Here is a 25,903-nt window from a genome sequence, read left to right as displayed (position 1 = left end):
CGCCCCCGCATCTACTGAGGGCGTGTCCAGCGCCAGCGCCACGAACCGGGTGAGACCCGGCTTCCTGCAACGCCTCGGGGAATGGTGTGCGCGCCACTTCGTGATCGTGATCGTGGCGTGGCTCGCCGCCGTGGGCGGACTACAAGCCCTGGAACACGCCTTCGGCGGCACCTACGCGGACGACTTCCAACTCCACGGCGCCCAGTCCCAGCAGGGCATGGACGTCCTCACCCGGCACAATCCGGCCGCCGACGGCTACAGCGCCCAGATCGTGCTGCACGACGCCGGGCAGCCGCTGGACGCCCTCGGCACCGAGATGACCCAGACGGTCGGTGCCCTCCAGAAGCTCCCGCACGTCAAGGCGGTGCAGAACCCGCTGACCACCCCGTCGGCCGCCCCGGGCACCGGCCCGCTCTCCACCGACGGAAAGACCGCCTACCTCACCGTCCGCTTCGATGTGATGCCCTCCAACCTCGGCGAGAGCTATCTGCACGGGGTGGACGACGCCGTACAGCCGCTGCGGGCGGCCGGGGCGGAGGTGGAGTACGGGGGATCGCTGGGCGAGCTGGCCCGGCCCATGGCCAATGACCGGATCAGCGAGCTGATCGGGTTCGCGGTGGCCGTCGTCGTCCTGCTGATCGGCTTCGGCAGTGTCATCGCGGCCTTCGTCCCCCTCCTCACCGCGCTGATCGGGGTCGTCGGCGGACTCGCCGTGCTCGGACTGCTGGCCGCCGCCTTCACCTTCGCCACCGTCTCCCCGACCCTGGCCACCATGATCGGCCTCGGCGTCGGCATCGACTACGCCCTGTTCCTGATCACCCGGTACCGCCAGCGGCTCATCGACGGCGAGAGCCCGGTGCGCGCGGCCGGGCTGGCGAACGCCACCAGCGGCCGGGCGGTACTGGTCTCCGGCTGCACGGTGATCGTGGCCCTGGCGGGCCTGTACGCCTCCGGCGTCTCCTTCATCGGCAAGCTGGGCGCCGCCGCCGCGGTGACCGTGATCTCGGCGGTGCTGGGCGCGCTGACCCTGGTCCCGGCCCTGCTGGGGCTGATCGGCGACCGGATCGACCGCTGGCATCTGCGCCACCCGGTCGCCGAGACGGACGCCCCGCCCGGCGAGGCCCCACAGGGCATGTGGCACCGCTACGCCCGCCGCGTGGAGCGCAGACCGCTGCACTATCTGGCGGCCGGGGTGGTGACCATCGGCGTCCTCGCGATCCCCGTCTTCTCCATCCAGCTCGGCCATATCGGCGACGGCGCCGACCCGACGTCCTTCACCGACCGGCGGGCGTACGACCTGATGACCGACGCCTTCGGGCCGGGCTCCAACGGCCCGCTGACCGTCGTCATCGACCAGTCGGCCGTCCCCGCCGACCAGCGCCAGGCCGTCGCCGCGCAGGCGCAGAAGACCCTGAACGCCGTACCGGGCGCGGCGACGGTCACCCCGCTGACCCCGGCCGGGGACGGCGAGGTCCTGCTCTCCACCGTCTACTCGGCGACGTCCCCGCAGAGCGCCGACACCACCGCCCTCACCAACCGGCTGATCCACGACACCCTCCCCGACGCCGTGCGGGGCACCGGCGCCAAGGGCTATGTCACCGGTTCGACGGCCGCCCAGGTCGACTTCCGGGACATCGTGGCGAGCCGGCTGCCGCTGATCATCGGGGTGGTGGTCGCCCTCGCCTTCCTGATCATCCTGGCCGTCTTCCGGGGCCTGCTGGTCGCGCTGAAGGCGGCCGTCCTCAACGTCCTGTCGATCACCGCCTCGTACGGGGTGGTCGTGGCCGTCTTCCAGTGGGGCTGGGGCGGCCCGGCCCTCGGTGTCTCGGGCACGGTCCCCATCGAGAGCTATGTCCCGATGATGATGTTCGCGATCATCTTCGGCCTGTCCATGGACTACGAGATCTTCCTGCTCTCCCGGGTCCACGAGGGCTGGCTGCGCACCCGGGACGCCAAGGCGGCGGTGGCCCACGCCCTGGAGATCACCGCCCGGGTGATCACCTGCGCGGCCCTGATCATGGTCAGTGTCTTCGCCGCGTTCATCATCAGCGACAACATCGTGGTCAAGATGCTGGGCCTCGGCCTGGCCGTGAGCGTCCTCATCGACGCGACCGTCGTACGGCTGCTGCTGGTCCCCGCGGTGATGACCCTGCTCGGCGAACACGCCTGGTGGACCCCGAAGTGGCTGGACCGGATCCTCCCGCACATCGACACCGAGGGCGAGAAGGTGGACCGGGGCACGGGCCCGTCCTAGCGCCCCGGCCCGGTCACCCCGGGACGCGACGGCCTCCAGGGGCACTGCGCCATCAATCCCTCAAGGACCGCACCCTTCACGCACCCCTCACGCACCCTTCACGTCACGCACCCTTCACGCCCCCTCAACCACCCGAGCCGGAAAGCCGCCGGTGGCAACCGGACCCCACCGCACGGGAGTGACCCGCAGCACCGACTTCCCCTGCCGCACCATCGCCGCCCGGTACTCGTCCCAGTCCGGATGCTCCCCGGCGATGTTGCGGTAGTACTCCACCAGCGGCTCCACCGACTCCGGCGAGTCGATCACCTCCGCCGTCCCGTCCACCTGCACCCACGGCCCGTCCCACTCATCACTGAGCACGATCAGACTGACCCGCTCGTCCCGCCGCGCGTTCCGCGTCTTCGCCCGCTCCGGGTACGTCGACATCACGATCCGCCCCGAGTCGTCCACCCCGCAGGACAGCGGCGACCCCTGCGGCCCGCCGTCGGCCCGCCGGGTCAGCAGGATCGCCCGGTGCCGGGGCCGTACGAAGTCCAGCAACTCGGCGCGGGAGACGGTCGTGTTCGTCGCGATGTTCGGTGCCATGCCACGCAGCCTAGGCGCGTCACCTGGCCCCCGCCTGTCACCGCCGTGCGTACGCTCACCCCCCGTCACGGCTCGGGCAGTGCCTCCCCCCGTACGGCCTGCACATCCAGCCGTACCTTCAGGGTCGTGCCGATCGCCGCGACGCCCGCCCGGACGATCTCGTTGTAGTGCATCGCGAAGTCCTCGCGGCGCAGTTCCGCCGTCGCCCGGAACGCGGCGCGGGTGCCGCCCCAGGCGTCCGGTCCGGCGCCGAGATACACCAGGTCGAGTTCGACCGGCCGGACGACGCCGTGCAGCCCGAGTTCGCCGTGCACCATCCACCGGTCGGCCCCGCCCGTGGACAGCGCGGTCGAGCGGTAGACGATCTCCGGGTGGCGCTCGACGTCCAGGAAGTCCGCGGAGCGCAGATGAGCGTCGCGCCGCGCGTTGCCGGTGTCGATGGACGCGGCCCGGATCACCGCCGTCACCCGGGACCCGGCGATCTCGTCGGGCGCGATCTCCACCGTGCCGCCGAAGTCGCCGAACCGCCCGTGCACGCTGGAGATCCCCAGGTGCCGGGCGGCGACGGACACCGCGGAGTGCGCCGGGTCGATGGTCCACGGCCCCGGCGCCGGAAGCGCGGTGCCGCCCTGCCGGGCCAGCGTCAGGGTGCCCAGTTCGGCCCGTCCGCACGCGGTGACCAGCGCGCTGCGCGCGGCGGGCGCGTGCCCGACGGCCGTGACGATCACGGTGTACGCCCCCGGCGCCGGCGCGTTCCCGTCCCGTACCGCCCCTTCGGCGTCCGCCTGTGTGCGCAGCACCTGCGCGCCCGTGCCGTCCAGCACGGTGACGACGGCGTGCGACACGGCCCAGCCGTCCCGGGTGCGCACCCGTGCGGTCAGCCCCATGGTCGCTGTCCCTCCCCCTGCTCGTTCATGGATGTGCGAGGTCGATGTCGTGGTCGTCGACGCCGGGCCCGGAGACGGTCAGCGAGGTCGCCGCCGGGGGATGGCCGGTGGCGACGACGGTGTACTCGCCGCCGTCCAGATCGGTGAAGGCGTACGCCCCGTCCGGGCCGGTGGTCGCGGAGCCGACGACGTTCCCGGCGGCGTCGACCAGGGTGACCCGGGCGTCGGCGAGCGGCCCGTGCGGGGCGCGGACGACACCCCGGATCCGGGCGCCCGCGTCGAGTTCGACATCGGCCCGGGTGACCCCGCCCGCCCCGACCTCCACGCGCAGCGCGCGCGGCCGGAACCCGGCGGCGGTGACGGCCACGGTCACCGGACCCGGCACCAGCTCGCCGAAGGCGAACCCGCCCTGCTCCCCGGTGGTCCGGGTGGCCGGCAGATCCCCGCGGACATCGGTCACGATCACCATCGCGCCCGCCACCGGCAGCCCGCTCACCCCGGCCCGCACGGTCCCGTCCAGCCCACTGGTCCCACTGAGCTGGATGTCGTACGCGACCGGCTCGCCGTCGACGGTGATGGTGGACGCCTGCGGCTGGAAGCCGTCGGCGGAGGCGATCAGGACGTAGGAACCGGCGCCGGGCGCGTCGAGCGCGTAGGAGCCGTCGCCCTGGGCGACGGAACGGCCGAGCCGGCGTCCGCCGGGCGAGATCAGGGTGACGGCGGCGTGCGGCACGGGCACGCTCTCGACCCCGTGCACAAACCCCCGAACCGGCGTCCCACCGCTCATCGGCCGATCCGGACCCGGAGGATCCGCGTGCGGCGGCTGTCCCCCTTCCGCCGCCGCCTGGGCCAGCGCCCCCTGGGTGCGCAGCGGCACCTCCTTGATGAACAGCGCGCAGACCAGGGCGAGCAGGGCGATGGGCGCGGCGTAGAGGAAGACATCGGCGATACCGCTGCCGTAGCTGCTCTCCATGAGGGTGCGGATCGGGCCGGGCAGGGTGTCCATGTCGGGCAGGGACCCGCCGGTGTCGCTCGCCCCGGCCAGCGCGGCGGCGGACCGCGGATCGAGATCGGCGGCGCCCTGCTGGACGTAGTGGGTGATGCGGTGGGTGAGGATCGCGCCGAGGGCGGAGACGCCGACGGCGCCGCCCAGGGAGCGGAAGAAGGTGACGACGGAGCTGGCGGAGCCGAGGTCGCCGGGGGCGACCTGGTTCTGGGTGGCCAGCACCAGGTTCTGCATCATCATGCCGACGCCGAGCCCGAGCAGCGCCATGAAGACGCCGACCCGCCAGTACGCGGTGTCGTACGCGATGGTGCCCAGGAGCCCGAGTCCGGCGGTCACCAGCACTCCGCCGGTGATCAGCCAGCCCTTCCAGTGGCCGGTGCGGGTGATGACCCGGCCGGAGACGGTGGAGGAGAGGAACAGGCCCATGATCATCGGGATGGTCAGGACCCCGGACATGGTGGGCGACTCGTCGCGGGCGAGCTGGAAGTACTGGGAGAAGAAGATCGTGCCGGCGAACATCGCGATACCGACGAACAGCGAGGCCAGCGAGGCCAGCGTGATGGTCCGGTTGCGGAACAGCCGCAGCGGGATGATCGGCTCCTCGGTCCTGGACTCCACCAGCCCGAACACCAGCAGCAGCGCGACCGTCCCGCCGACCATGGCGTACGTCTGCCAGGACACCCAGTCGTACTTGTCACCGGCGAAGGTGACCCAGACCAGCAGCAGACAGACCGCGGCGGTGATGAAGAAGGCTCCGGCCCAGTCGACCGTGGCCCGCCTCCTGGTGACGGCCGGCAGATGCAGGGTCCGCTGGAGCACGACCAGGGCGATCACGGCGAACGGCACGCCCACGTAGAAGCACCAGCGCCAGCCGAGCCAGTCGGTGTCGGTGATGACCCCGCCGATCAGCGGTCCGCCGACCATGGCGGTGGCGAAGGTGGCGCCGAGATAGCCGTTGTACCGGCCGCGTTCGCGCGGGGAGATCATCGCCGCGAGGATGATCTGCGCCAGCGCGGACAGCCCGCCCATGCCGATGCCCTGCACGGCCCGGAAGGTGATCAGGGTCGCCGGGTTCTGCGACAGACCGGCCGCCGCGGAGCCCAGCACGAATATCACCAGGGCGATCTGGATCAGCAGCTTCTTGGAGAACAGATCGGCGAGCTTGCCCCACAGCGGGGTGGAGGCGGTCATCGCGAGCAGGGAGGCGGTGACGACCCAGGTGTAGGCGCTCTGGCCGCCGCCGAGGTCGGTGATGATGTCGGGCAGCGCGTTGGAGACGATCGTGGACGACAGGATCGCGACGAACATGCCGAGCAGCAGCCCGGTGAGCGCCTCCATGATCTGCCGGTGGGACATGGGCTCCCCGGGGACGGCTCCCGCGCCTCCCCCGTGCTTGGCATGGGCCCGCACACCGGACGGTGTGGTCGTTGCCATGGGCTTCCTTCTCCTGCTCCTGTGACGGGTCGTTCGGGCCGCCCGAAGTGGTCCGTGGTGGTCAGGTGTTCGCGGTCGCACCGGTCCGGACGTCGCCGAAGCTCGCCCGCAGCCGGGTCATCGACCGGGTCAGTTCGCCGACCTCGTCGTCGGTCCAGTCGCTCAGCCGCTCGGCCAGCAGCGCGGTGCTGCGCCGCCGCAACTCGTCGAGCACGGTGCGCCCGGCGGGGGTCAGCCGCAGAATGCGGGAGCGTTTGTCGGCCGGGTCGCAGGTGCGTTCGATGAGCCCGCGGTCGGCGAGATGGGCGACATGCCGGCTCGTCACGGACATGTCCACGGCGAGCAGCTCCGCCAGCCGCCCGATCCGGAGATCCCCGTGCTCCCCGACGACCAGCAGCGCGGCGACGGACCCGGCCGGGTAGGAGGGCGGCAGACACCGCGCCAGCTCCCGCTTCACCACCCCAACGGCGCTGAGCTGCCGCGCCAGTTCGGCGTAGAGCGCCGACTCCGCCATCGGGCCACCCTCCCCTTTTCGTTGCTTCAGGCAACCGTAGAAGTAGTTGGTTGCCGAGGGCAAATAAAAAGATCCTAAGCCCAGCAAAAATTTGGCAAAGGCAAATATTGCCGGGTGTAAAGGGGCTGGTGGGGGGTGGGGGGCGGCGGTTCATCCGGCCCGATGGGGGCAGCGGGGGGCGGGGGGGGCAACGGGGGGCGGGGGGGCAACGGGGGGCGGCGGCTCTCCGGGCTGGGGGCGTTGCGGGGTGCGGGGTTGGGGGCGCTAGGCGTGCGGGGCTGAGGCGTGGGGGCTGGGGGCACTAGGCGTCCAGGGCTGGGGGCTGAGGGGCCCAGGTCTGCGGGCACTGCGGCGTGCCGGGCTGGGGGCACTGCGGGGCCTGGGGCTGGGGGTCTTGAGGGGCCTGGGTCTATGGGCATTACGGCGCCTAGGTCTGTGGGCACCGGGGCGCCCGGGTCTGTGGGTACTAAGGCGTCCGGGTCTGTGGGCACCGCGGCGCCCGGGTCTGTGGGCACCAAGGCGCCCAGGTCCGTTGCCGCTTCGGCGTCTGGTCCGTGGCCACTTCGGCGCCCAGGTCTGCGGGTACTTCGGCGTTCGGGTCCGTGGCCCCCACGGCGCCCAGGTCTTCGAGCGCTGCGGCGTTCGGGCCTGCGTGCGCTACGGCGTTCGGGCCTTCGGCCACCACGGCGTTCGGTCCTGTGGCCACCACAACCCCGCGCCTCTCCCAGCCGCCCCCAGGCCCCACCAGCCCGTCCGGCGCTTGAGGACGAGGCCGTTCAGGCCGAACGGGGGTCTGGGGGCGGAGCCCCCAGAAACCCGAACCCCGGTCCACTCCCCACCCCGCCCAGCAACCCCCACTTGGGCCAGCGCCAGCGACTTCGCTAGGGTCTCAGGCCATGGCCAACTCCCAGAATCCCCAGGGCACCCCGGACCCCGCTGGCAGCACCCAGATGTTCCGCGCCTTCGTCGACGACCCCCAGGGCAGCCGCCCGCAGCAGACGTCCTCCGGCCCGAAGCTGGGCCTGATCATCGGCGTCGTCGCGGCGGTCGTCATCGTGGCGGCGGTGGCCTGGCTGGCCCTGAAGTAGCCGACGCAGCCGCCGCAGCCGACGTCGGCGCAGCCACCCGTACCGGCCGTCGCCGCCAGGAACCCGTACCGACCGCTAGGAAGCGCCCCCGTCGCCTAGGAAGCGCCGCCGTCGCCCGGCGGCTCCGTGAAGTCATCGGTGATGGCGCCGGGGTCGCCCGGCGGTGGCCCCGGCGGCACCTGGGGCGCGTCCCCGCCGACGGTGACCCCCAGATCCCGCCGCATGGCATCCCGAACCCCCCGCACCAGCGCCCACAGCCCCTGCTGGGCCTCGGCCGCCGACCGCAGGGTCTCGCCCGGCCGGGGCTGTCCGCGCTCCAGCCGCTTGACCTGGCCGTAGACCAGGGTGAGCCCCCGGTTCAGCGCGGCGGCGGGGGCGAGGACGGAGTCCGGGGCGATCATCAGCGTCTCCGACCAGCGGTCGCGCTGCGCGGCCTTGGCGTCCTCCAGGGCCTGGATGTCCTCGTCCCCAGGCGGGCCGTCCCGCAGTACATACAGATGACGGCTCAGGGCGGTCGTGAACTGCCGGGCGTCCCGGTGCAGTTCCGTGTAGCAGGTCCGCCGCAGCTCGCGCTGGAGCCGGGCCTCCTCGATCGCCTTCGTCAGCTCCAGCTCGCGGGTCTTCGCCCGGTCCGCGCCCCGCTGGGTGAGCAGCGCCCCGCCGAGCGTCCCCGCCACACCGGCCACCGCGATCAGTACCGCCCCCAGATCCATGGCCCGTTCCTACCCCGGGCCCGGCTCCCCGCACCTCGGCGGGTGCGGGGAGCCGGCGGCCATCGATCCGGTCAGTCCGAGATCAGCCCTTCCCGCAGCTGGGACAGCGTCCGGGTCAGCAGCCGGGAGACATGCATCTGGGAGATGCCGACCTCCTCGCCGATCTGCGACTGGGTCATATTGGCGAAGAAGCGGAGCATGATGATCCGGCGCTCGCGGGGCGGCAGCTTGGCCAGCAGCGGCTTCAGGGACTCGCGGTACTCCACGCCCTCCAGGGCCGTGTCCTCGTAGCCGAGGCGGTCCGCGAGGGAGCCCTCGCCGCCGTCGTCCTCGGGCGCCGGGGAGTCCAGCGAGGACGCGGTGTACGCGTTGCCGACCGCGAGGCCGTCGACCACGTCCTCCTCGGAGACCCCGAGGACCGAGGCCAGCTCGGTGACGGTCGGGGAGCGGTCCAGCTTCTGGGACAGCTCGTCGCTCGCCTTGGTGAGGGCGAGCCGCAGCTCCTGGAGCCGGCGCGGCACGCGCACGGACCACGAGGTGTCACGGAAGAACCGCTTGATCTCCCCGACGACCGTCGGCATCGCGAAGGTCGGGAACTCGACCCCCCGCTCGCAGTCGAACCGGTCGATCGCCTTGATCAGCCCGATCGTGCCGACCTGGACGATGTCCTCCATCGGCTCGTTGCGCGAGCGGAACCGGGCCGCCGCGTACCGCACCAGCGGGAGGTTCAGCTCGATCAGCGTGTCCCGGACGTAGGCGCGCTCGGGGCTGTTCTCGTCCAGCGCGGCGAGCCGCAGGAACAGGGAGCGGGACAGGGTGCGGGTGTCGATGGCCTCCGAGGCGGCCGGGACGGCCGGAGCCGGTACGGCCGCGAGGGCCGAGGTGGCGTCGAGAGCCGGCGAGGCGTCGATGGTGTCGATGGGGCCGAGCGCAGTGAGCGCCTCGGGCGCCTCCTCGCTCTTCGTCAGCGTGAGCACCTTCGAGCTGCCCTGGTCTGCGGACATGCCACCCCCTTTGGGTCGCGGGACGGTCGCGGCCGCTCCTCTGCCGAGGAGCGCAGCCTTCACCTGAATACCGGAGCCGGAGCCACGGCAAACGCGCTTCCCGCAGAATGTCACATGTCGGCAACACGCTGTAGTGACATGTCGACATGCGAGACGCGAATCAGCCCTGGAAAGAGCGGGTGTGACGGTGTTTCAACCCGATTCCGCTGCCAACATCCCTGGTGAGCGATTCGCTCGTGACGGTGATGGGTCGCTCTGGCTTTCGGTTGTGCGCCGGTCCACTACCCCGGCTCTTCCGGATCCCGTCGGTCCCCGTCCCCGGGGCCCTCGGCCGGGCCGCTCCGGTTACCGGCCGGTCGCCCAGCCGGTCACGCGTCACCGGGCACTCCGGTTGCGCCCGCGCCCGGCCGGACGCCGGGTCTCAGGCGTCGATCCGGTTGGCCGTCCGCAGCCGCTGGAAACTGCGCGCCAGCAGCCGTGAGACATGCATCTGGGAGACGCCGAGTTCCGCGCTGATCTGGGACTGGGTGAGATTGCTGTAGTAGCGCAGCAGCAGAATTCGCTGTTCGCGTTCCGGAAGCTGCACCAGCAGATGCCGGACGAGATCCCGGTGCTCGACCCCGTCCAGCGCCGGGTCCTCGTAGCCGAGCCGGTCCAGGAGTCCGGGCAGGCCGTCGCCCTCCTGGGCGGCCTCCAGCGAGGTGGCGTGGTACGACCGTCCGGCCTCGATGCAGGACAGCACCTCGTCCTCGGAGATCCGGAGCCGCTCGGCGATCTCGGCGGTGGTGGGGGAGCGCCCGAAGGCGGTGGTGAGGTCCTCGGTCGCGCTGTTGACCTGCACCCACAGCTCATGGAGGCGGCGCGGCACATGGACCGTGCGCACATTGTCGCGGAAGTACCGTTTGATCTCCCCGACGACGGTCGGCATGGCGAACGTGGGGAACTGAACCCCCCGTTCCGGATCGAACCGGTCGATGGCGTTGATCAGCCCGATGGTGCCGACCTGGACCACGTCCTCCATCGGCTCGTTGCGGGACCGGAAGCGGGCGGCGGCGTAGCGCACGAGCGGGAGATTCGCCTCGATGAGCGCCCCGCGCACCCGGTTGTGCTCCGGCGTACCCGGCTGATGCTGCTTCAGCTCGCCGAACAGCACCTGGGTCAGCGCCCGGGTGTCCGCCCCCCGGCTGCTGCGCTGCGGCCCGCCACCGCCCGCCGGGGCCTGCGCGGGGGCCTGGACGGGGGGCTGGCCGGGGGCCTGGCCGGGCGTCCGGGGCGGTTCCTGCGGCGGCGCCTGGGCCGGTGGTGAGGTCGGTGGCGGGGGAGGGGCGGCGTCCGCGGGGGACCCCTGGGGCGGTGCTTGAGGCGCAGTACTGGCCGGCACGGTCAACTCCACCTCGTAATCTGTCAACTCATTCGTCAAAAGCGGTCATAGCATCACAAGACATGTGCACCGTGTGCAAGCACCGCATTACGCCGTGTTGAGGGTGAGTTGATTCGTACGACAGGGGAAAGCCCTCCGCCATTGCGGCGAAGGGCTCACTGACCGGGGGTTTCCCGGCGCTCGGGAACGGTCAGAACTCGTAGTCGGCTACCACCCAGGTGGCGACCTCGCGCCACAGCGCGGCCCCGGCCTGATGGTCCGGGTGGACCAGATAGCGCTGGAGGGCGTCGCGGTCCTCGGTGACCGAGTTGATCGCGAAGTCGTAGGCGATGGGGCGATCGCTGATGTTGCGGCCCAGCTCCCACTCGCGCAGCTCCTCGATCCGGTCGTCCAGGGCGTCGAACGACCTGACCGCGGCGACGACCCGGGGGTCGTCCGGGGAGACGCCCTCGTTGAGCTTGAACAGCACCAGGTGGCGGATCATGAGTTCCCTAGTTCCCTCCGTTGACGACCCAGGTCATGAAGTCGCCGATGGCCTTGGCCGCGTCCGAAATGCCCTCGAAGCCTATCTGGACGTAGTCCGCCGCCTTCGCGGGGTCCGTGATGATCAGATACAGCACGAAGACCACGAGTACATAGACGGCGATCTTCTTGGCGTTCACCGCCATCGCGGCCTCCCCTACGACCTTTATGACCTTGACGACCCTGACGACCCTCGACTGTGACCTGTGTCGCTGCTGACCGCGGGTGAGTGTAGCTTCCGGTGTGATTTGAGGACCAACGGCCCAAGCGGCGGGGCCGTTTGCCACCGTGCCCGGCACGGGTCCGGGGACCACGATGAGGATGTGGCCGGGCGGCGCTGGCAGGAGTCCGCGGCGGCCAGGGACGGATCCCCACTGCGGGGTACGCGCCATGTCTCCCCGTGACCGGCGTGTACTTGGAGGTCCGCCCCCGCCGGGGGAGACGGCCGATCCCCCGCGACCGTCTCCCCCGACCCAGCTCATCTCCGGCATACGAGAAGGGCCCGGCATACGAGAAGGGCCCGGCATACGAGAAGGGCCCCGTCTCTCGACGGGGCCCTTCTCGGTGCGACTGGCGGTAGCGGAGGGATTTGAACCCTCGGTGACTTGCGCCACACTCGCTTTCGAGGCGAGCTCCTTCGGCCGCTCGGACACGCTACCGAGGGAGACCTTACAGCAACCGGCGGTCTGGTTTGAAATCGGTATCGGGCCCTGCGGGACGGCGTCCGGCGGGGTTCAGCGGCTCCGGAAGAAGTCCGTCAGGAGCCGGGCGCACTCGTCGCCGAGCACGCCCTCGATCACCTCGGGCCGGTGGTTGAGCCGGCGGTCGCGCACGACGTCCCAGAGGGAGCCGGCGGCGCCCGCCTTGGCGTCCCGGGCGCCGTAGACGACCCGGTCCACCCGGGCGAGCACCAGGGCGCCCGCGCACATCGTGCAGGGCTCCAGGGTGACCACCAGGGTGCAGCCGGTGAGCCGCCACCGGCCGAGCGCGGCGGCCCCCCGGCGGATCGCCAGCACCTCGGCGTGCGCGGTCGGGTCGCCGGTGGCCTCGCGCTCGTTGTGCCCGGCCGCCAGCACACTCGTGCCGTCCGGGGCCAGCAGGACCGCGCCGACGGGGACGTCACCGCCGGCGACGGCCCCTCCGGCCTGGTCCAGGGCGAGCCGCATGGCGGCCCGCCAGGGATCGCGCACCGGGTCGGCGGCGGGGGGCTGCGGGGACGGGGCGGGCGGGCTCAGCGGACGGTCTCCAGCACCTCCGAGACGCCCAGGGACTCGGCGATCTCACCCAGGGCGTCCTCGGACAGGGACCGCAGTTCCTTCTCGCTGACGCCCAGGTCGTCGAGGATCGCGGGGTCCCCGACCGGGCCGTGCGGCAGGGAGTCGTCCCCGTCGCCGTCCGCCGGGTCGGCGCGGTCCGGCTCGCCGTCCTCGGTGCCGTCCAGGTCGAGGGTGTCGAGATCGTCGCCCCCGTCCGGGTCCCGGCCGAGCAGTTCGTCGGTGAGCAGCATCTCTCCGTAGCTGCTGCGGGCCGCGGCGACGGCGTCGGAGACGTAGATCCGCGGGTCGTCCTCACCGTCGAAGCGGACGACGCCGAACCAGGCGTCCTCCTGCTCGATCAGCACGAGCACCGTGTCCTCGTCGGGGGCGGCGTCCCGGGCCAGGTCGGCCAGATCCGACAGGGTCTCCACATCGTCGAGCTCTGTGTTGCTCGCTTCCCACCCGTCTTCGGTGCGCGCGAGCAGTGCGGCGAAGTACACCGTGACTCTCCCACTGGTCATAGGCGTGCCGGTTGGGGTTCCCCCCGGCGGAGGTTGCGGGTGGAGGTCCGGTGCTCCGAGCCCCACCCACTCGGAATCGTGGCAGAAACAAGGCGCCCAGGGGACGTCTTCGGCTCCCTGTGTCTGGCACTTTTGATCGCACGTGAGCAAAGAGTCACCAGCGCGCTTGTCGCCGCCACGTGCGGATCGTACGCGGCTTTTCTCCGGTGCCTCGCACGACCACCCGGTCAACGCCCGTGCCCGGCGCGGATCTTCCCGGTGTGCCCGCCGCGCCGTCTCTACCAGCGGAATGTTCGCATGCGCATCGCGTGGCGCAGCCGGGCGGTCTTGGCCCGGCGGGGTTGCACACGGTCGCGCAGGGCGCGTGCCTCGGCGAGTTCCCGCAGGAACTGCGCCCGGCGCCGCCGTCGCTCCGCGTCGGCCTCCCGTGCGCCGGGGTCCGCGTCGTAGGCGTCCGGCGCGTCGGGCCGGTCCGGCAGGTCACGCATGGTGTTCACCACCCCAGTCGATCCATCCCACTTTCCCCCGGACGGGCGGTTTGATGCCAGCGCGCGCGGGGAGGGGGCGCGGTTACTGTGGGGGGCATGCGTCTCCATGTCGTCGACCACCCCCTGGTCGCTCACAAGCTCACCACCCTGCGCGACCGGCGCACCGACTCCCCGACCTTCCGCCGGCTCGCCGACGAACTGGTCACCCTGCTCGCCTACGAGGCGACCCGGGACGTGCGCACCGAGCAGGTCGACATCCACACCCCGGTCAGCGGCACGACCGGCGTCAAGCTGTCCCACCCCCGGCCGCTGGTCGTACCGATCCTGCGGGCCGGGCTCGGCATGCTGGACGGCATGGTGCGGCTGCTGCCGACCGCGGAGGTGGGGTTCCTCGGCATGATCCGCAACGAGGAGACGCTCCAGGCGTCCACGTACGCCACGCGGATGCCGGAGGATCTGTCCGGGCGGCAGGTCTATGTGCTCGATCCCATGCTGGCGACGGGCGGGACGCTGGTCGCGGCGATCCGGGAGCTGATCGGGCGCGGTGCGGACGATGTGACGGCGGTGGTGCTGCTGGCCGCGCCGGAGGGGGTCGAGGTCATGGAGCGGGAGCTGGCGGGGGCGCCGGTGACGGTGGTGACGGCGTCCGTGGACGAGCGGCTGAACGAGCAGGGGTACATCGTGCCGGGGCTGGGGGACGCGGGGGATCGGATGTACGGCGCGGCGGAGTAGGGATCCGAGGGTGGGTGCGGGTGCGGGTGTGGCTGCGGGCGCGTTGTGGCTGGTCGCGCCGTTCCCCGCGCCCCCGAGGCACGAGAAGCGCCCCCGAGGGAAGAGAAGCGCCCTCTCAGCAGCCCTTGGCCGAGGCCGTCGCCGTTGGTTCGGGGGATGTCAGGGCGGTGAGGGCCCGGGTCGACTTGGTGCGGGTGTCCAGGGACTTGAACGCGTCGCCGAGGATCAGGTCGATCTCCATGCCCTTGCGGGACGCGTCCGCCCGGCGTTCCGCGGTGTTGAGCTGGGTGGCGAGGACCGGCAGCGGGGCGGTGGGGCCGAGCAGTATGGCCGTGCCCTTGACCTTCTTGTCGTACTGCTTCGCCGCGTTCCCCACCTCGCCGATCTTGAAGCCGCGCTTCGCCAGCTCGTCCGCCGTGCGTTTGGCGAGGCCGGAGCGGGTGGTGGCGTTCAGGACGTTGACGGTGATCTTCCCGGGGGCCGGTGGCGGGCCGGCGGCCGGGGTGTCCGCGCCCGCGGAGCCCGCGCCGCTCGGCGACGGGCTCGCCGTCCCCGGGCAGTGTCCCTTGGTCCCGACCGCCGCCGCGGAGTCGCCGCCGCCGGTGAAGACATCGATGAGCTGCAAGGTGCCCCAGCCGACCAGGCCGATCGCGGTGGTCGACGCCACCACCGCGAGCACCAGCCGTCCCCGTCGCCGGGGCCGGCGCATACGCGGGTACTTGCCCCCCGTGATCCGGTACTGGCCACCCATGCCGGGGGGAGTCAGCATGCTCATGAGCGCAGCGTAGTGCGCCTGAGTGGTGATGCCTACTAGATGATCATTCGACGTCGCCCAGTCCAACCCGAAAGGGCCAATAGGCGCGCTGCGGGCGAGGCGAGGCGGGGCCGGTCCGGGAGGGATGGGCGGGGCCGGTCCGGCGTGGGTCCGGGGAGGACCGAGGGAGGCCCGGGGTAGGTGTCCGGGTCAGTCCAGTTCGAGGACGCGGGCGTGCAGCACCTGGCGCTGCTGGAGCGCGGCGCGCACCGCGCGGTGCAGTCCGTCCTCCAGATACAGATCGCCCTGCCACTTCACGACATGCGCGAAGAGGTCGCCGTAGAAGGTGGAGTCCTCGGCGAGCAGCGTCTCCAGGTCGAGTTGCTGCTTGGTGGTCACGAGCTGATCGAGGCGGACCGGGCGCGGCGCGACGTCGGCCCACTGCCGGGTGCTGTCCCGGCCGTGGTCGGGGTACGGCCGGCCGTTTCCGATGCGCTTGAAGATCACACGGAAAGCCTACCGGGCAAGCGCTTCACGGCGCAGCCATGGAGAGGCAGTGCGACATCGGAAAAGATGCCGTCAACCGGGGCAAACCGGAAGACTTGTCGACACAGGTTCGACATAGAGACCCGACCACAGAGGTCTGACATGAGCGACAGCGACCCCGTCCCCGGCTCTCCGTCGGGTTCCCTTCCCGGCTCTCCGCCCGGCTCCCCTCCCGATTCCGGTCCCGGCTCCCCGCCCGGTTCCGTTCCCGGTTCCCCTCCCGGTTCCGGCCTCCCCCCGCCCGCCGCCGAGATCGCCGCCGGGTACGCCTTCGGTGGGCCCGCCCTCGAACTGGGCGCGCTGCTCTGGGACGGCGTCTGTCTGCCCGGCGCGCAGGTGCGCGTCCCGCTGCCGATGCTCAACCGGCACGGACTGGTCGCGGGCGCCACCGGCACCGGCAAGACCAAGACCCTCCAGCTGATCGCCGAGCAGCTGTCCGCGCAGGGCGTCCCCGTGTTCCTCGCGGACATCAAGGGGGACGTCTCCGGCATCTCCGCGCCCGGCGCCGACGGCGACCAGCTGCGCTCCCGCGCCGCCGAGGTGCGCCAGCACTGGACCGCGACCGGCTTCCCCGCCGAGTTCTACGCGCTCGGCGGCATCGGGCACGGCATCCCGCTGCGCGCCACCGTCACCAGCTTCGGCCCGGTGCTGCTCTCCAAGGTGCTCCAGCTGAACCAGACCCAGGAGCAGTCGCTCGGCCTGATCTTCCACTACGCCGACCAGAAGGGCCTTGAGCTGTACGACCTCAAGGATCTGCGGGCGGTCGTCGCGTTCCTCACCTCCGACGAGGGGAAGAGCGAGCTGAAGGCGATCGGCGGGCTGTCCACGGCCACCGCCGGGGTGATCCTGCGGGCGCTGACCGCGTTCGAGGGCCAGGGGATGGGCGACTTCTTCGGGGAGCCGGAGTTCGACACCGCCGAGTTCCTGCGGACGGCGCCCGACGGACGCGGCACGGTCTCGGTCCTCGAACTCTCCGCCGTCCAGGACAGACCGCGGCTGTTCTCCACCTTTCTGATGTGGCTGCTGGCGGATCTCTTCCATGATCTGCCGGAGGTCGGGGACGCCGACCGGCCGAAGCTGGTGTTCTTCTTCGACGAGGCGCATCTGCTCTTCAACGACGCGTCGAAGGCGTTCCTGGACGCGATCACCCAGACCGTACGGCTCATTCGCTCGAAAGGGGTGGGGGTCTTCTTCGTGACCCAGACCCCGAAGGACGTCCCCGCCGATGTCCTCGCCCAGCTCGGCAACCGGGTCCAGCACGCCCTGCGCGCCTTCACCCCCGAGGACCAGAAGGCCCTGAAGGCGACGGTCAGGACCTTCCCCCGTTCGCCGTACGACCTCGAAGAGCTGCTCACCGGGCTCGGCACCGGCGAGGCGGTGGTCACCGTGCTCAGTGAGAAGGGCGCGCCCACGCCGGTCGCCGCGACCCGGCTGCGGGCGCCGGAGTCCTTGATGGGCCCGGTCGGGACGGACACCCTGGACCGGGCGGTCGCCGCGTCGCCGCTCTTCGCGCGTTATGCACAGGCTGTGGACCGGGAGTCGGCGTTCGAGAAGCTCGCGGCGCGGGCCGCCGGAGCCGACACCGCCGCCACCCCTACCACCACTGCCTCCGGGCCGTCGGCCGGACCCCGGCGGAAGAAGGGGGAGGGGGAGGGGGAGGGGGAGCCCGAGTCGATGGTCGAACAGGTCGTCGGCAGCGGCATGTTCAAGTCGCTGGCCCGGTCGCTCGGCACCCAGATCGGGCGGGAGATCACCCGCTCGCTGTTCGGTACGGCCCGGCGCCGCTGAGCGGGCGCCTCCCGGGGGGAGGAGGTGGGAGGCGCCCGGCTCGGCGGGTCAGCCGTTGCCGCGCCGCTCCCTCTGGGCGGAGGGCGTCGACAGTGCGGGTTCGGAGGGCTGCGGGCGCTCCGGTTGTTGTGCCCGTGGTGGTTGTGGTTCGGCCGGGTGGTCGGGGGCGTTGCGGCGGGCTTCCGCGCGCAGCAGGGCGCGCAGCACGGCGTAGGGGTCGGTGGGCATGACGGAGTACCTCGCTCGGTGCGTGATGAGTCATCAGGGGCGGGGCCGGGCGCCGGGATCAGCAGCGCAGGACCACCGAGCGGAGGCAGTGCAGGGAGTACGGGGCCAGGGGTGGCGCGGGGTGTCCGCGGTGGGCGGCGGGAGCGGGTCCGGCGGGCCGGAGCGGCTCGGGGCGGGGCGGGGCGGCCGGGTGCTGGGCGCTCCGGGTGACCGGGCGCAGCGCGGTACCGAGGACGTCGTACTCGGCCGTCGTACCGCCGTTCTCGCAGACCGTCGCCGTCAGGGGGAGGGCGTGGGCCCCGCTGTGCGCGCCCGGGACCAGCAGGGCCAGCAGCAGGACCGCGATCCGCAGCCAGGTGCGGTGGGCGGGGGGACGGGGCATGGGGGTGGTGTCCCCCGGCGGGGCGGTGACGCCCGCCCCGTGGACGCCACAACCGCCCGCTCGGCGTAGCGGCCCGCCCCGGCCGCCCTGCCCCTCGTTCACAGGGTCCGCGGCACCTCTCGTGCGCGGCCCCGCATCCGGACGGCGGTGATGATCTCGACGATGCCGACGGCGAGCAGCCAGATGCCGGTGACCAGGGTCAGTACGGCGATCGACTCGAACGGGGAGACGATCAGCACGATCCCGGCGAGGAAGGTGACGATGCCGAGGAAGATCTGCCAGCCACGGGCGGGCATCGCGGTGTCGGAGAAGCCGGCCAGCGTCTGGGTGATGCCGCGGATCAGCCAGCCGATGCCGATCCACAGGGCCAGCAGCAGGATGGACTGGGTCGGGCCGCGGAAGCAGAACAGGCCCAGCACGATCGACAGCGCGCCGCTGATGAAGGCCAGCACCCGCAGCGAGGTCGTCCGGTGGGTGCCGAACGCGGCGGCCAGCTGGAAGATGCCGCTGATCAGCAGGTAGAGGCCGAACAGCACCCCGGCGACGAGCAGGGAGGGCCCCGGCCAGATCAGGATCAGCAGCCCGAGCACCAGCGAGGCGAGGCCGGTGACCAGCACCACCTGCCAGGCGGCCCGGGACAGGGCGTGCAGCGGGCCCTCGAAGGGCGGTTCGGGCTCGTACCGGTTGCCGCCGGGGTGCCCGGTGTGGACCTTGCGGTCGTCGTACTCGGGGCCCCCGGGGGGACCGCTCGATGGCTCGGTCATGATCCATGCTTGGACCGCGGGGGGCGGGGCCGCCACCGGAGACGGTCCAAGCGGCTGATCGTTCGGTGTTGGCGGGGGCGACCGTCCCGGTCTTGGTGGTTGCCGGGTGCTCAGCTGACCGGCTGGGCTTGTCCGTTGCTGGGTGTTCAGCTGGTCGTCTGGCCCTGTCCGTTGCCGGGCGTCGGGCGGATCATCTGGTCTCGGCCGCTTCCCGGGGCGGTCGGCGGACCGCCGCCGACCGCGCCGTCGGGGGTCCTCGCCGTCGGAGGTCCTCGCGTCGATGTCCGGCGCGCGCCTGTGCCGTCTCGCGCGGCCGGATCCGGGGTGCCGGTCCGCCCCCGCCCCCCGTCCCGCATCCGCGCACCCGCGTCGCCGGCGGGACGCTCAGGGGCGTTTGCCGGAGGCCTTCGCCGCTTTCGCCGCGGCCTTCATCTCCTGTTTGTGGGCGCGGACCCGGGCCAGGGAGTCCGGGCCGGTGATGTCCGCGACCGAGCGGTACGCCTCGGGCTCGCCGTACGCGCCCGCCGCCTCCCGCCAGCCGGGCGGGCGTACGCCGAGCTGCTTGCCGAGCAGGGCCAGGAAGATCTGCGCCTTCTGCTTGCCGAAGCCCGGCAGGGCCTCCAGGCGGCGCAGGAGTTCGGCCCCGCTGTCCGCGTCCCGCCACAGCGCCTCGGGGTCACCGTCGTAGTGGTCCACCAGGTACTGGCACAGCTGCTGGACGCGCTTGGCCATGGAACCGGGGTAGCGGTGCACGGCCGGTTTGGCGGAGAGCACCGCCGCGAACTCCTCCGGGTCGCGCGCGGCGATCTCGTGCGCGTCCAGGTCGTCCGCCCCGAGCCGGTCGGCGATGGTGCGCGGTCCCTTGAACGCCCACTCCATCGGGATCTGCTGGTCCAGCAGCATCCCGGTCAGCGCGGCGAGCGGTGAGCGGCCGAGCAGCGCGTCGGCGTCCGGGTCCTGGGCGAGGTGCAGGCTGACGTCCATGCGTCGATGATCCCGCGCCGGACGCGGTTACGCGCGCCAGTAGCCCAGCGCGTGCGTCCGGTCCTTGGGGACGCCGAGTTCCCGGCGGACGTACGACGACAGGGTGCGGGTGGTCGCCGTGTCGCAGGCGATCCAGACGTACGGGTCTGAGGTCGCCCGCAGCAGGGCGGGCAGGTCGGCGCGGACCCGGTCGGCCAGGGCGGAGCCCGCGCGCGGGACCTCGTGGACCGTGGTGCGGTCGGGGTCGGCCCGGCAGGGCAGGCCGTCGAGGGCGCCCTCGAACCACAGCGTGGCCGGGGCCGCGCCGAACGTGTCGAAGAGGGAGTTGAGCGCGGGCAGCGAGGCCGGATCACCGATCGCGAAGACGTGGGAGGGCTCGGGCCGGGGCCGCTGGAAGCCCGTGCCCTGCACCGTCGCCTCGATCGTGTCACCGGGCTTCGCCGCCCGCGCCCAGTCACTGGCGCACCCCTCGTGGAGTGCGAACTCAAGGGAGAAGGTGCCGGTCTCCCGGTCCGGGTCGACCAGCGTGTACGCGCGCTGGTGCGGCTTGCCCGCCCTGTCGAACCAGAGCCGTACCCACATGGTGGGATGCGGGCCGTACGAGGCGAGCAGATCACCGTCCGACAGCTGCAGCCGCCGGTAGGACGGGCTCACGTCCTCGACGCCGGTCACGGTCAGCACGAAGTCCTTCGCGCCCATCCACTTCAGGACCGTGCCCTGCCAGCCGTGCCCCGGTCGCTGCCGCTGCGCCTGCCCTTGTCCGGGTCCCTGTCCGGGTCCCTGTCCGGGTTCCGCCCCCGGCTCCTGCCCCTGCCCCTGCCCCATGGTGTCCCTTCGTGTCCCTTCGCGGGTCGCGTACGCTCTCTCTCCATCGGTTAACTTAGGCAAGCCTAACCTAAAATCGCCCGAGTGGACGGCGGCGGACAGAGAAGAGACAGGGTGCGTACCGAGACCTACCGCGATGCCCACGGCATCCCGCATCTGCGCGCCGGGAGCGCGCGTGAACTCGCCCGCGCCCAGGGTCGGGTCACCGCCCTGGACCGCGCCTGGCAACTGGAGACCGAACGCCACCGTCTGCTCGGCACCTCCGCCGCCTTCCTCGGTACGGCCGCGCTGCCCTGGGACGTCCTGGCCCGCCGCGCTCTGCTCGCCGACACCGCCCGCCGCTGCTTCGACCGGCTCGCCGACGAGGATCCCGAGAGCGCCGAGTGGGTCACCGCCTACACCGAGGGCGTCAACGCCGGGCTCGCGGAAGGCGCCCGCCGCGCCCCCGAGTTCACCGCGGCCCGCCTCGCCCCCGGCCGCTGGGAGCCCTGGACCCCGCTCGGCGTCTGGCTCTCCACGCATGTGCTGTTCACCGGGCTCCCGCTCAAGCTCTGGCGGGAGCGGGCGGTACGGCGGCTGGGCCCGGCCGCGGTCGGGCTGTTCGCCACCGACGGCCCCGGCACGGCCGGCAGCAACGGCTGGCTGGTCGCCGGTGACCGGACCGTCACCGGCCACGCCCTCCTCGCCGGTGACCCGCACCGGGTCATCGAGGACCCCGGCGTCTACCAGCAGATCCGGCTGGCCTGCCCGGAGTTCGACGTCCTCGGCCTCGCCGTGCCCGGCGTCCCCGGCATCGCCCACTTCGGCCACACCGGCACGGTCGCCTGGGCCATCACCAACGCCATGGCCGACTACCAGGACCTGTACCGCGAACGCCTGCGCCGCACCGGCATCGGCGTCGAGGCCCTCGACCCCGACGGCCGCTGGAGACGGGCCCGCCGCTACACCGAGACCGTGTCGGTGGCGGGGGAGGAACCGGTGCCGGTCGAGGTGATCGAGACCGCGCGGGGGCCGGTGATCGCGGGGGGACCAGAGGGCTTGGAGGGGCTGGAGGGGCTGGAGGGTCTGGAGGGACCAGCGGGCTTGGAGGGGTTGAAAGGAACGGAGGGGCTGAAGGGATCGGAGGGGCTGGGAGGGCTGGAAGACGGCGATGTCGATATCGCCGTCGATATCGATACCCCCACCCCCCTCGCCCTCAGCCTCCGTCACCCGCCCCGCGTCACCGCCGATCTCGGCTTCGGCGCGCTGCTGCCGCTGCTGCGGGCCCGGACCGTCGCCGAGGTCGACCGGGCTCTCGACCGCTGGGTGGAGCCGGTCAACGTGGTGCTCGCCGCCGACACCGGGGGCGCCACCCTGCACCGGGTCGCGGGCCGGGTGCCGGTCCGGGCGGACGCCAACCGGATCCGCCCGGTGCCCGCCTGGGAACCCGGGCACGAGTGGACCGGCTGGCACGAGACACCCCGCGCCGGGCTCACCGACGGCATCGCCGTGATGGCCAACCAGCGCGGCCCCGCCGCCCCGCTCGGCGTCGAGTTCGCCGCCCCGCACCGCGCCGACCGGATCACCGCCCGGCTCGCCGAACGACGGCACTGGTCCGCCGACGCCATGGCCCCGCTGCACACCGACACCCTGCTGCTGAGCGCCAGCGCCCTGCTGGACCGGATCGCCGCGCTGCCCGCCGACGCCCTCACGCCCGCCGCCGCCGGTCTGCGCGAGCGGCTGCTGCGCTGGGACCGCCGGATGGAGGCCACCAGCCGGGACGCCGCCGCGTTCGCCGCGCTGCGCTCCGCCGTGGTCCGCCGACTCGCCGCGCACCCGGTGTTCGCCCCGCTCGGCGAACCGCCCGCCTACCCCGAGCCGTTCCAGCCCTGGCTGGCCCTGCGCCCGCGCATCGGCCTCGCCCTCGAACACCTCCTCGACGCCGACGAGCTGTACGGCGTCGAGCGGGGGCCGCTGGTGCGCGCGGCGCTGGAGGAGACGGCGGCCCGGCCCGCGGCGGAGCGCCGGATGTGGGGCGAGACCCATCGCCTGGCGCCCTGGCGGGCCTGGCCCCCGGACGCGGGCCCCGGGGGCACCTCCCTCCCGGCCCTCTCCGGCGACCACGACTGCGTGCTGTGCACCTCCTCCGTCCCCGGCGTCACCGATCTGGCCGTACGCGGCCCGGCCGCCCGTTACGTCTGGGACCTGGCCCGGCGCGAGAACAGCCGCTGGGTGGTGCCGTTCGGCGCGTCCGGCGTCCCCGGCTCCCCCCACCACCGTGACCAGCTCCCCCTGTGGCTCGCCGGGGAACTCGCCCCCGTCGTCACCGACTGGGACCAACTCGTCCAGGAGAGGGAGACGGACCCCGAGACCGACCCCGAGACCGAGGCCCATGCCCATGCCCATGCCGATGGAGATGCCGATGCCTGATTACGCCCACCGCCGCGCGGTCCACGAGACGGTGATCGACGGCTTCGGCACCGTACGGGTGCTGCCCCTGGACCCCGAGCGGGACGCCCCGGCGGTGCACGGCTGGGTCAGCGAGGAACGGGCCGTGTTCTGGGGCATGACCGGGGTGGACCGCCGGGGCATCACCGAGATCTACGCCCATATGGAGACCCTGACCACCCATCACGCCTATCTGGTGGTCAAGGACCACACCCCGGTCGCCCTCTTCCAGACATACGAGCCGGAGGCCGACCGGGTCGGCGCGTGCTACGAGGTACGGCCCGGGGACATCGGCGTCCATCTGCTGGTCGCCCCGGCCGGGCCGGGCGGGGTGCGGCCCGGCTGGGGCACGGCGCTGATGTCGGTGCTGATGGGCTTCGCCCTGGTGACCCTGGACCGGCGGCGGATCGTCGTCGACCCCGACACCCGCAACGAGAAGGCGCTGGCCCGGATGGTCCGCTGCGGCTTCACCCCCGGACCGGTGGTGCGGCTCCCGGAGGTCGATCTGCCGGACGTCTACCTCCCGGAGAAGAAGGCGCAGCTGGCCTTCCTGGAACGGGAATCGGCGTTTCCGGGCGGCGAGTACGCCCTTCCCGGACGGGAGGGCGCGGGGACCTTCCCCGGCCGCTGAGCACAAGCCCCCCGCCGTCCGTATCCCTACCTGTAAGCGGCCCCTGTACCTGGGCCCTGTACCGGGGGTCCTGTACCTGGGGTCCTGTACGCGGCCCCTGTACCCGGGACAGTGGCGAGGACGGACGGAGAGACGACGGCGTGACGGGCGATGGCGACGGACGCGGTGACGACGGACGCGGTGGCGGCGGCCGGTACCGGCTTCGTGCCCTGGTCCAGCTCGGAACCCTGCTCGGAACGCTGCTGGCCCTGCTCCTCGCCGGAGCCGGACCGGCCTCCGCGCACACCGCCCTGCGCTCCACCGACCCCGGCGACGGCAGCGTCGTCGCCGACGCCCCCACCGAACTCACCCTCACCTTCACCGAGTCCGTCGGCCTGCTGGAGGGGTCGATCCGGATCTACGACCCCGGCAACCACCGGCTCCGCCCCCGCTCGGTCGGCCACGCCCCCGGCGGCGCGGACACCCTGCGGGTCGTCCTCCCCGCCACCGGCCTGGACCGCGGCACCTACACCGTGGCCTGGCGGGTGGTGTCCTCCGACAGCCACCCCGTCTCCGGCGCCTTCACCTTCTCCATCGGCGCCCCCTCACCGGCCCCGCCCGCCGTCGACACCGGCCCGCCCGAGAACCGGGCCACCAGCGCGCTCCAGAACACCGCCCGCTATCTGGCGTATCTCGCCGGGGCCGTGCTGATCGGGGTGGCCGCCTTCGCGCTGCTGTGCCGTCCGCCCGGCACCGGGCCGCTCCGCCCGCTGCTGCGGACGGCCTGGTGGACCCTGCTGGTCACCACCTTCGCCCTGCTCCTGCTCCGCGCCCCCTACGAGGCCGGCACCGCCCCCGCGACCGCCCTCGACCCCGGTGGCCTCACCCGTACCCTCTCCGGCCGCCCCGGCATCCTGCTGGCGGCCCGGCTGCTGCTGCTCGCCCCCGCCGCGCTGCTGCTCGTACGCCTGTCCCGGCGGCGCACCCCGGTGCTGACCGGTGCCGCGGCCGTCGTCGGGGTCGCGCTCGCGGTGACCTGGTCGGCGGCCGAGCACGCCTCGGCCGGGATCCAGGTGCCGGTGGCCGTCGCCTCCTCGACGCTGCATCTGCTGGCGACGGGCGTCTGGCTGGGCGGCCTGGCCGCGCTGCCGGCGAGCCTGCGGGGGACGGCGGGGCTCGGGCTGCCGGCGGTGCGGCGCTTCTCCCGGATCGCCTTCGCGGCGGTGACGGTGCTGGTGGTGACCGGCGTCTACCAGTCCTGGCGGGGGCTCGGCTCCTTCTCCGCGCTCACCGGGACCGTGTACGGGCGGGTGCTGCTGCTGAAGCTGCTCGCGGTGGCGACGCTGCTGGGGGTGGCGGGGGTTTCCCGCCGGATTGTCTGGAGATGGGTGGCGGAGGGGGAAGGGGCGGGGGCGGGGATGCCGAAACGGGTTCTTCCGGTTCCGGTTCTGGCTCCGGTTCCGGTTCCGGTTCCGGTGGCTGTCGGGGACGGCCCCGGGCGGGACGCCGGACCGGACGCCGGGCCGGAGAAGTCCCCGGAGACCGGGCCGGAGCAGCCACCGGAACCCGAGCCGGGAAAGTCCCCGGAACCCGGGCCCGACGAGGGCGGTCCCGGGCAACAACACCGCCGTGCCCTGCGCCGCTCCGTGCTCGCCGAGGCCGTCGTCGCCGTGGTCGTCCTGCTCGTCACCACCGTGCTGACGGCCACCCTGCCCGGCCGGGCCGAGGCGGAGGTTGAGACGGCGGCCGGGGCGTCCGTGCCGGTGGCCGCGCAGCCGCGCACCGCCGCCGTGACCGTGCCCTTCGACACCGGGACGCCCGGCGGGTCCGGCACGGTCGAGATCGCGCTCGACCCGGCCCGGGTCGGCGACAACTCCGTCCAGGCGGTCGTCTTCGGCGCGGACGGCGGGCTGACGATCCTCCCCGAGCTGCGGCTGTCGTTCACCCTGCCCGACAAGGAACTCGGCCCGATCGACGCCGAGCTGACCGACCGCGGCGGCTACTGGGCCACGGACTCGCTCACCCTGCCCATCGAGGGCACCTGGACCATGAAACTGACGATCCGGGTGTCCGAGCTGGACCAGGTGAGCGAGACACGAACCCTCCAGGTGCTGCCCTAGGGCGTGTCCGCAAAGTTGGTTGGTCGTTGCTCCGTTCGTGGTGCGACGTCATGAATTGACTGATCAGGCCTGGACGGTGATCGGGCCGCT

26 protein-coding genes and 1 tRNA gene are annotated in these 25,903 nt (G+C 72.7%); 7 read left to right on the top strand and 20 right to left on the bottom strand.

The window, feature by feature from the left end; genetic code table 11:
* The first annotated feature begins 22 nt into the window (after nucleotides 1–22).
* Complete coding sequence (locus tag ABZX40_RS39855) at nucleotides 23–2,254, top strand: MMPL family transporter (RefSeq protein WP_355751257.1); 2,232 nt, start codon at nucleotides 23–25, stop codon at nucleotides 2,252–2,254.
* A 114-nt stretch (nucleotides 2,255–2,368) separates the two neighbouring features.
* On the opposite strand, the gene ABZX40_RS39850 is transcribed toward ABZX40_RS39855, so the two are convergent.
* The 4 genes from ABZX40_RS39850 to ABZX40_RS39835 all read right to left on the bottom strand — a co-directional run bounded on the left by ABZX40_RS39850 (nucleotide 2,369) and on the right by ABZX40_RS39835 (nucleotide 6,680).
* Nucleotides 2,369–2,839, bottom strand: coding sequence for a PPOX class F420-dependent oxidoreductase (locus ABZX40_RS39850; RefSeq protein ID WP_355751254.1), 471 nt, complete (start codon nucleotides 2,837–2,839; stop codon nucleotides 2,369–2,371).
* Between the two features lie 65 nt (nucleotides 2,840–2,904).
* Nucleotides 2,905–3,726, bottom strand: coding sequence for a YceI family protein (locus ABZX40_RS39845; protein WP_355751251.1), 822 nt, complete (start codon nucleotides 3,724–3,726; stop codon nucleotides 2,905–2,907).
* Nucleotides 3,727–3,751: 25 nt separating this feature from the next.
* Nucleotides 3,752–6,166 (bottom strand): DHA2 family efflux MFS transporter permease subunit, encoded by a 2,415-nt coding sequence (locus ABZX40_RS39840; RefSeq protein WP_355751248.1) that lies wholly within the window; start codon nucleotides 6,164–6,166, stop codon nucleotides 3,752–3,754.
* Nucleotides 6,167–6,227: 61 nt separating this feature from the next.
* Nucleotides 6,228–6,680 (bottom strand): MarR family transcriptional regulator, encoded by a 453-nt coding sequence (locus ABZX40_RS39835; RefSeq protein ID WP_355751246.1) that lies wholly within the window; start codon nucleotides 6,678–6,680, stop codon nucleotides 6,228–6,230.
* 896 nt (nucleotides 6,681–7,576) lie between these two features.
* Here ABZX40_RS39835 and ABZX40_RS39830 point away from each other — a divergent pair.
* Nucleotides 7,577–7,768 (top strand): hypothetical protein, encoded by a 192-nt coding sequence (locus tag ABZX40_RS39830; RefSeq protein ID WP_355751047.1) that lies wholly within the window; start codon nucleotides 7,577–7,579, stop codon nucleotides 7,766–7,768.
* A 95-nt stretch (nucleotides 7,769–7,863) separates the two neighbouring features.
* Here ABZX40_RS39830 and ABZX40_RS39825 read toward each other — a convergent pair whose 3' ends face one another.
* The 9 genes from ABZX40_RS39825 to ABZX40_RS39785 all read right to left on the bottom strand — a co-directional run bounded on the left by ABZX40_RS39825 (nucleotide 7,864) and on the right by ABZX40_RS39785 (nucleotide 13,653).
* On the bottom strand, nucleotides 7,864–8,481 hold the full coding sequence (locus ABZX40_RS39825) for a hypothetical protein (protein WP_355751045.1): 618 nt from the start codon (nucleotides 8,479–8,481) through the stop codon (nucleotides 7,864–7,866).
* A gap of 71 nt (nucleotides 8,482–8,552) precedes the next feature.
* Nucleotides 8,553–9,485: an RNA polymerase sigma factor SigF gene (locus ABZX40_RS39820; RefSeq protein WP_355751042.1), complete on the bottom strand. Its 933-nt coding sequence runs from the start codon at nucleotides 9,483–9,485 to the stop codon at nucleotides 8,553–8,555.
* Nucleotides 9,486–9,906: 421 nt separating this feature from the next.
* Nucleotides 9,907–10,872: an RNA polymerase sigma factor SigF gene (locus ABZX40_RS39815; RefSeq protein ID WP_355751061.1), complete on the bottom strand. Its 966-nt coding sequence runs from the start codon at nucleotides 10,870–10,872 to the stop codon at nucleotides 9,907–9,909.
* Nucleotides 10,873–11,056: 184 nt separating this feature from the next.
* Nucleotides 11,057–11,350 carry a Dabb family protein gene (locus tag ABZX40_RS39810; protein WP_355751039.1) on the bottom strand — a complete coding sequence of 98 codons (294 nt, stop codon included), beginning with the start codon at nucleotides 11,348–11,350 and terminating at the stop codon, nucleotides 11,057–11,059.
* A gap of 7 nt (nucleotides 11,351–11,357) precedes the next feature.
* The gene (locus ABZX40_RS39805) at nucleotides 11,358–11,534 is read right to left on the bottom strand and encodes a hypothetical protein (protein ID WP_355751036.1); all 177 of its coding nucleotides are present in this window, start codon (nucleotides 11,532–11,534) and stop codon (nucleotides 11,358–11,360) included.
* 425 nt (nucleotides 11,535–11,959) lie between these two features.
* A tRNA-Ser gene (locus ABZX40_RS39800) sits at nucleotides 11,960–12,047 on the bottom strand.
* A gap of 75 nt (nucleotides 12,048–12,122) precedes the next feature.
* Nucleotides 12,123–12,554, bottom strand: coding sequence for a tRNA adenosine(34) deaminase TadA (gene tadA, locus ABZX40_RS39795; protein WP_355751058.1), 432 nt, complete (start codon nucleotides 12,552–12,554; stop codon nucleotides 12,123–12,125).
* A 65-nt stretch (nucleotides 12,555–12,619) separates the two neighbouring features.
* Nucleotides 12,620–13,144 (bottom strand): hypothetical protein, encoded by a 525-nt coding sequence (locus tag ABZX40_RS39790; RefSeq protein ID WP_355751055.1) that lies wholly within the window; start codon nucleotides 13,142–13,144, stop codon nucleotides 12,620–12,622.
* A gap of 299 nt (nucleotides 13,145–13,443) precedes the next feature.
* A complete protein-coding gene (locus ABZX40_RS39785) occupies nucleotides 13,444–13,653 on the bottom strand; it encodes a hypothetical protein (RefSeq protein ID WP_355751033.1) in 210 nt (69 codons plus the stop codon).
* Between the two features lie 96 nt (nucleotides 13,654–13,749).
* Between ABZX40_RS39785 and upp the strand changes: the two genes are divergently transcribed.
* Nucleotides 13,750–14,385 carry a uracil phosphoribosyltransferase gene (gene upp, locus ABZX40_RS39780; protein ID WP_355751030.1) on the top strand — a complete coding sequence of 212 codons (636 nt, stop codon included), beginning with the start codon at nucleotides 13,750–13,752 and terminating at the stop codon, nucleotides 14,383–14,385.
* Between the two features lie 115 nt (nucleotides 14,386–14,500).
* Here the strand turns inward: upp and ABZX40_RS39775 are convergent, their stop codons facing one another.
* Together ABZX40_RS39775 and ABZX40_RS39770 are read right to left on the bottom strand one after the other, a co-directional pair.
* Nucleotides 14,501–15,160, bottom strand: coding sequence for a LytR C-terminal domain-containing protein (locus ABZX40_RS39775; protein WP_355751027.1), 660 nt, complete (start codon nucleotides 15,158–15,160; stop codon nucleotides 14,501–14,503).
* A 189-nt stretch (nucleotides 15,161–15,349) separates the two neighbouring features.
* Nucleotides 15,350–15,646: a type II toxin-antitoxin system VapB family antitoxin gene (locus tag ABZX40_RS39770; RefSeq protein ID WP_003991361.1), complete on the bottom strand. Its 297-nt coding sequence runs from the start codon at nucleotides 15,644–15,646 to the stop codon at nucleotides 15,350–15,352.
* Nucleotides 15,647–15,787: 141 nt separating this feature from the next.
* On the opposite strand from ABZX40_RS39770, the gene ABZX40_RS39765 reads away from it, so the two are divergent.
* On the top strand, nucleotides 15,788–17,473 hold the full coding sequence (locus ABZX40_RS39765; protein ID WP_355751024.1) for a helicase HerA-like domain-containing protein: 1,686 nt from the start codon (nucleotides 15,788–15,790) through the stop codon (nucleotides 17,471–17,473).
* A 48-nt stretch (nucleotides 17,474–17,521) separates the two neighbouring features.
* Here ABZX40_RS39765 and ABZX40_RS39760 read toward each other — a convergent pair whose 3' ends face one another.
* The 5 genes from ABZX40_RS39760 to ABZX40_RS39740 form a co-directional block, all read right to left on the bottom strand.
* Nucleotides 17,522–17,701, bottom strand: a complete 180-nt coding sequence (locus tag ABZX40_RS39760; RefSeq protein ID WP_355751021.1) for a hypothetical protein — start codon at nucleotides 17,699–17,701, stop codon at nucleotides 17,522–17,524.
* 58 nt (nucleotides 17,702–17,759) lie between these two features.
* Complete coding sequence (locus tag ABZX40_RS39755; RefSeq protein ID WP_355751018.1) at nucleotides 17,760–18,083, bottom strand: hypothetical protein; 324 nt, start codon at nucleotides 18,081–18,083, stop codon at nucleotides 17,760–17,762.
* Between the two features lie 98 nt (nucleotides 18,084–18,181).
* A complete protein-coding gene (locus tag ABZX40_RS39750) occupies nucleotides 18,182–18,847 on the bottom strand; it encodes an HdeD family acid-resistance protein (RefSeq protein WP_355751015.1) in 666 nt (221 codons plus the stop codon).
* Nucleotides 18,848–19,231: 384 nt separating this feature from the next.
* A complete protein-coding gene (locus ABZX40_RS39745; RefSeq protein ID WP_355751012.1) occupies nucleotides 19,232–19,831 on the bottom strand; it encodes an HhH-GPD-type base excision DNA repair protein in 600 nt (199 codons plus the stop codon).
* Nucleotides 19,832–19,858: 27 nt separating this feature from the next.
* Nucleotides 19,859–20,530 carry a siderophore-interacting protein gene (locus ABZX40_RS39740; RefSeq protein ID WP_355751053.1) on the bottom strand — a complete coding sequence of 224 codons (672 nt, stop codon included), beginning with the start codon at nucleotides 20,528–20,530 and terminating at the stop codon, nucleotides 19,859–19,861.
* Between the two features lie 240 nt (nucleotides 20,531–20,770).
* On the opposite strand from ABZX40_RS39740, the gene ABZX40_RS39735 reads away from it, so the two are divergent.
* From ABZX40_RS39735 to ABZX40_RS39725, 3 genes are all read left to right on the top strand, one after another.
* A complete protein-coding gene (locus tag ABZX40_RS39735) occupies nucleotides 20,771–23,065 on the top strand; it encodes a penicillin acylase family protein (RefSeq protein WP_355751009.1) in 2,295 nt (764 codons plus the stop codon).
* Complete coding sequence (locus ABZX40_RS39730) at nucleotides 23,058–23,714, top strand: GNAT family N-acetyltransferase (protein ID WP_355751006.1); 657 nt, start codon at nucleotides 23,058–23,060, stop codon at nucleotides 23,712–23,714. The genes ABZX40_RS39735 and ABZX40_RS39730 overlap by 8 nt, the downstream gene beginning before the upstream one ends.
* A gap of 227 nt (nucleotides 23,715–23,941) precedes the next feature.
* Entirely contained in the window at nucleotides 23,942–25,813 is a 1,872-nt protein-coding gene (locus tag ABZX40_RS39725; RefSeq protein WP_355751050.1) for a copper resistance protein CopC, read from the top strand.
* Nucleotides 25,814–25,903: the final 90 nt, after the last annotated feature.

The organism is Streptomyces sp. NPDC004610 (assembly GCF_040609715.1).
Classification (GTDB): domain Bacteria; phylum Actinomycetota; class Actinomycetes; order Streptomycetales; family Streptomycetaceae; genus Streptomyces.
This window is presented reverse-complemented; position numbering and strand designations above follow the sequence as displayed.

Excerpts from the sequence above, each read along its gene's own strand:
- ABZX40_RS39850 (WP_355751254.1), bottom strand. The coding sequence starts at position 2,839 with ATGGCACCGAACATCGCGACGAACACGACCGTCTCCCGCGCCGAGTTG.
- ABZX40_RS39845 (WP_355751251.1), bottom strand. The coding sequence starts at position 3,726 with ATGGGGCTGACCGCACGGGTGCGCACCCGGGACGGCTGGGCCGTGTCG.
- ABZX40_RS39840 (WP_355751248.1), bottom strand. The coding sequence starts at position 6,166 with ATGGCAACGACCACACCGTCCGGTGTGCGGGCCCATGCCAAGCACGGG.
- ABZX40_RS39835 (WP_355751246.1), bottom strand. The coding sequence starts at position 6,680 with ATGGCGGAGTCGGCGCTCTACGCCGAACTGGCGCGGCAGCTCAGCGCC.
- ABZX40_RS39830 (WP_355751047.1), top strand. The coding sequence starts at position 7,577 with ATGGCCAACTCCCAGAATCCCCAGGGCACCCCGGACCCCGCTGGCAGC.
- ABZX40_RS39825 (WP_355751045.1), bottom strand. The coding sequence starts at position 8,481 with ATGGATCTGGGGGCGGTACTGATCGCGGTGGCCGGTGTGGCGGGGACG.
- ABZX40_RS39820 (WP_355751042.1), bottom strand. The coding sequence starts at position 9,485 with ATGTCCGCAGACCAGGGCAGCTCGAAGGTGCTCACGCTGACGAAGAGC.
- ABZX40_RS39810 (WP_355751039.1), bottom strand. The coding sequence starts at position 11,350 with ATGATCCGCCACCTGGTGCTGTTCAAGCTCAACGAGGGCGTCTCCCCG.
- ABZX40_RS39805 (WP_355751036.1), bottom strand. The coding sequence starts at position 11,534 with ATGGCGGTGAACGCCAAGAAGATCGCCGTCTATGTACTCGTGGTCTTC.
- tadA (WP_355751058.1), bottom strand. The coding sequence starts at position 12,554 with ATGCGGCTCGCCCTGGACCAGGCCGGAGGGGCCGTCGCCGGCGGTGAC.
- ABZX40_RS39785 (WP_355751033.1), bottom strand. The coding sequence starts at position 13,653 with ATGCGTGACCTGCCGGACCGGCCCGACGCGCCGGACGCCTACGACGCG.
- upp (WP_355751030.1), top strand. The coding sequence starts at position 13,750 with ATGCGTCTCCATGTCGTCGACCACCCCCTGGTCGCTCACAAGCTCACC.
- ABZX40_RS39775 (WP_355751027.1), bottom strand. The coding sequence starts at position 15,160 with ATGAGCATGCTGACTCCCCCCGGCATGGGTGGCCAGTACCGGATCACG.
- ABZX40_RS39765 (WP_355751024.1), top strand. The coding sequence starts at position 15,788 with ATGAGCGACAGCGACCCCGTCCCCGGCTCTCCGTCGGGTTCCCTTCCC.
- ABZX40_RS39760 (WP_355751021.1), bottom strand. The coding sequence starts at position 17,701 with ATGCCCACCGACCCCTACGCCGTGCTGCGCGCCCTGCTGCGCGCGGAA.
- ABZX40_RS39755 (WP_355751018.1), bottom strand. The coding sequence starts at position 18,083 with ATGCCCCGTCCCCCCGCCCACCGCACCTGGCTGCGGATCGCGGTCCTG.
- ABZX40_RS39750 (WP_355751015.1), bottom strand. The coding sequence starts at position 18,847 with ATGACCGAGCCATCGAGCGGTCCCCCCGGGGGCCCCGAGTACGACGAC.
- ABZX40_RS39745 (WP_355751012.1), bottom strand. The coding sequence starts at position 19,831 with ATGGACGTCAGCCTGCACCTCGCCCAGGACCCGGACGCCGACGCGCTG.
- ABZX40_RS39740 (WP_355751053.1), bottom strand. The coding sequence starts at position 20,530 with ATGGGCGCGAAGGACTTCGTGCTGACCGTGACCGGCGTCGAGGACGTG.
- ABZX40_RS39730 (WP_355751006.1), top strand. The coding sequence starts at position 23,058 with ATGCCTGATTACGCCCACCGCCGCGCGGTCCACGAGACGGTGATCGAC.